The sequence below is a fragment of the uncultured Limnohabitans sp. genome, from assembly GCF_937889215.1.
Classification (GTDB): domain Bacteria; phylum Pseudomonadota; class Gammaproteobacteria; order Burkholderiales; family Burkholderiaceae_C; genus Limnohabitans_A.
The window spans coordinates 1-3,479 of sequence record NZ_CALBEX010000358.1 but is presented as its reverse complement, the minus strand read 5'-3'; the positions used below and the strand labels follow the sequence as shown (position 1 = coordinate 3,479).

General features: G+C 59.5%; 3 protein-coding genes. 1 reads left to right on the top strand and 2 read right to left on the bottom strand.

Features of this window, described 5'->3' with window-relative positions:
* Together Q0341_RS09235 and Q0341_RS09230 are read right to left on the bottom strand one after the other, a co-directional pair.
* A partial coding sequence (locus Q0341_RS09235; RefSeq protein WP_299512414.1) for an outer-membrane lipoprotein carrier protein LolA occupies positions 1–355 on the bottom strand: 355 nt, incomplete at its 3' end.
* 5 nt (positions 356–360) lie between these two features.
* Positions 361–2,763 (bottom strand): DNA translocase FtsK, encoded by a 2,403-nt coding sequence (locus Q0341_RS09230; RefSeq protein ID WP_299512411.1) that lies wholly within the window; start codon positions 2,761–2,763, stop codon positions 361–363.
* A 191-nt stretch (positions 2,764–2,954) separates the two neighbouring features.
* Between Q0341_RS09230 and Q0341_RS09225 the strand changes: the two genes are divergently transcribed.
* A partial coding sequence (locus Q0341_RS09225) for an FAD-dependent oxidoreductase (protein ID WP_299512408.1) occupies positions 2,955–3,479 on the top strand: 525 nt, incomplete at its 3' end.

The window sequence follows — 3,479 nt, the reverse complement described above, 5'->3', positions numbered from 1 at the left end:
CCTGTGGGCGGGCGGTGACCTGGTTCAGATCCACATCGTGCAACCAAAGGGTCTGGCCATCGGCCACCAAGGTTTGGACAAACGGCTGGCGGTAATCAAATCGAAACTTGCCCGGACGCTGAAACTCGAAACGGCCACTCGATGTCTTGGCGCGAGGCGCTTGGCCTGCTCGGCTGGGCGAGGTGACCACTTGGCTGAAATCGGCACGGCCGCTGCGCGTTTGCTGCATGAACTGGGCGAGCAGTTCCACGCCATCGGCTTGGGCAGGCAGCACCAAGCCAATGGTTGCACCGAACAGCCCACACACCACAGCGCCATGGATCGCCTTGCGGCATGCCTTGAAAAATAAAGTCATGTGTCTCACTCGGCCCTTGCGGGCACCAAAATTTCACGCTGACCACTGCCGCTCATGCTGCTGACCAGACCGGCTTTTTCCATGTCCTCGACCAAACGGGCGGCGCGGTTGTAGCCGATCTTGAGGTGGCGCTGCACCAAGGAGATGCTGGCCTTGCGGTTTTTCAAGACCACCTCGACAGCCTGGTCGTACATCGGGTCTTTTTCGCCGTTGTCACCCTCACCCAACATGCCGCCATCGTCATCGGTGGTGCCGCCTTCGAGCACGCCTTCGATGTAATCGGGCGCGCCTTGGCTCTTGAGGTAACTGACCACGCGGTGCACTTCTTCATCACTGACAAAAGCACCGTGCACCCGGATGGGGAAACCCGTGCCCGAGGGCATGTACAGCATGTCGCCCATGCCCAGCAAGGCTTCGGCTCCCATCTGGTCCAAGATGGTGCGGCTGTCGATCTTGCTCGACACCTGGAACGCGATGCGGGTCGGGATGTTGGCCTTGATCAGGCCCGTGATCACGTCCACGCTGGGGCGCTGGGTGGCCAAAATCAGATGAATACCGGCCGCACGGGCCTTTTGGGCCAGGCGCGCAATCAGCTCTTCAATCTTCTTGCCCACCACCATCATCAAGTCGGCCAACTCGTCGATCACCACCACAATGTGCGGCAGACGCTTGAGCGGCTCGGGATCATCGGGCGTCAAACTGAAGGGGTTGTAGATGAACTCTTCGCGCGCTGTAGCCTCATCGATCTTGACGTTGTAACCCGCCAAGTTGCGCACGCCCATCTTGCTCATCAACTTGTAGCGCTTTTCCATCTCGGCCACGCACCAATTCAGGCCGTGGGCTGCCTGGCGCATGTCGGTCACCACCGGGGCGAGCAGATGCGGAATGCCTTCGTACACGGACATTTCCAGCATCTTGGGATCGATCATCAAAAGACGCACATCGCGCGCTTCGGCTTTGTACAGCAGCGACAAGATCATGGCGTTGATACCGACCGATTTGCCCGAGCCGGTGGTACCGGCCACCAGCACATGCGGCATCTTGGCCAGGTCGGCCACCACCGGGTTGCCGATGATGTCTTTGCCCAAGCCCATGGTCAGCATGGACTTGGCTTCGTTGTAGACCTGTGAGCCCAGAATCTCGCTCAGCTTGATCGACTGGCGCTTGGCGTTGGGCAACTCCAGCGCCATGAAGTTTTTGCCGGGAATGGTCTCGATCACCCGGATAGACACCAGACTGAGCGAGCGCGCCAAGTCTTTGGCCAGGTTCACCACCTGCGAGCCTTTGACGCCGGTAGCGGGCTCGATCTCGTAGCGGGTGATCACCGGCCCAGGGGCAGCAGCGACCACACGCACTTCGACGCCGAAATCCTTGAGCTTTTTCTCGATCAAGCGGCTGGTCATCTCCAGCGTCTCGGGCGACACGGTTTCTTGGCGAATCGACAAGCTGTCGAGCAATCCAACCTGGGGCAATTTGCTGTCAGGCAGTTCTGTGAACAGAGGTTTTTGGCGCTCCTTGACCACCCGATCGCTGCGCGGCACCTCCATCACCCCAGGCTCAATCACCCGAGGGGCGGTTTTGGCCACAGGCACGGGCACCGCCGGCAAATCCAGTTGACCCTCTGGCGGGTTGGTCAATTCGGCGTTCAGATCCCACTCGGGCTCGATCGCCAAAGGCGTCAAAGCCTGCTGCCGCTCACGCAAGGCTTGTTGCCCCAGCGCCATGTCTTCTTCGATTTCTCGTTTTTCATGCCGAGACTGGATCAGGGCATCGAGCCGGGCGCCTATGCTTTCAGCCACTTGGCCCCATGAAAACCGGAACACCATGGCCACACCGACCAAGGCCATCACAATCCCCAGCACTGCGGCACCGTTGAATCCCAGGCCATTCACGCCAGCCGAGCCCACCAAAAAACCCAACACCCCACCGCTGTGTCCCGGCAATGCAGACTCCAAACGGTGCAAACGCGACCACTCCAACCCACTGCTGGCCACCATCAGCACCAGCAGCCCCAACCAAAAAACCCACAAACTGCGCTGCCACAAAGAGTCTTCCTGCGCTGGTTCATTCGGCGTGCCACGCAGCCACCGCGCCAACGCCACCAGCCAAACCCGAATCCCTGCCGCCAAACACCACCAGACCGAATAACCCACCAAAAAATAAGCCAGATCGGCGACCCATGCGCCCCAGCGGCCCACCCAGTTGTGCACCGCTTCACCAGCCCCCGAAGTGGACCAAGCTGGGTCTTGCGGGTGATAGCTCCAGACGGCCAGCGTCAAAAGCAGCAGCAAACCCGCGCCCAACAACAGCAAAATTTCCTGTGCAAAACGAGACCACAGCGTCTGCGGCGCTTGTGCCACCTCAGCTGCTGCGCTGCCCCGGGTCAGTGTGTTCAGTGTATAGGTCATAAATGAGGCTCCAAGCTTACCCCATCAACATGGACAACTGACAAGAAAAAATCTCTGCCACGGCATGCCGAAAGACGACAAGCCCTGCCGCCTTGGCAAACCCTTCTTGCGCCATGCGTTTGCACGTTTCTTACAATCGGTGTTGACCATTTGTCCATTCTTCATTGTCACTTCTCAGGAAGCCCTCTTTTATGTCGACCCCCACGCAACACGCCCAAGTCCTGATCCTCGGCTCTGGCCCTGCCGGTTACAGCGCCGCCGTTTACGCCGCACGTGCCAACCTCAAACCCGTCTTGATCACCGGCATGGCGCAAGGCGGCCAGCTCATGACCACCACCGAAGTGGACAACTGGCCAGCTGATGTGCACGGCGTGCAAGGCCCCGAGCTGATGCAGCGCTTTCAGGAGCATGCCGAGCGTTTCAACACCCAAATCATTTTTGACCACATCCACACTGTGAAGCTTGAGCAGCGCCCCTTCACCCTGATCGGCGACAGCGGCACCTACACCTGCGACAGTCTGATCATCGCCACAGGCGCTTCGGCCAAATACCTGGGCTTGCCATCTGAAACCGCCTTCATGGGCCGCGGCGTGAGCGGCTGCGCCACTTGTGATGGCTTTTTCTACCGCGACCAGCTGTGCTGCGTGGTCGGTGGTGGAAACACGGCTGTCGAGGAAGCCCTTTACCTGTCCAACATCGCCAGCAAGGTCTATTTG

Bases quoted from the DNA above. Each gene is read 5' to 3' on its own strand.
- Q0341_RS09230 (WP_299512411.1), bottom strand. From the start codon at position 2,763: ATGACCTATACACTGAACACACTGACCCGGGGCAGCGCAGCAGCTGAG.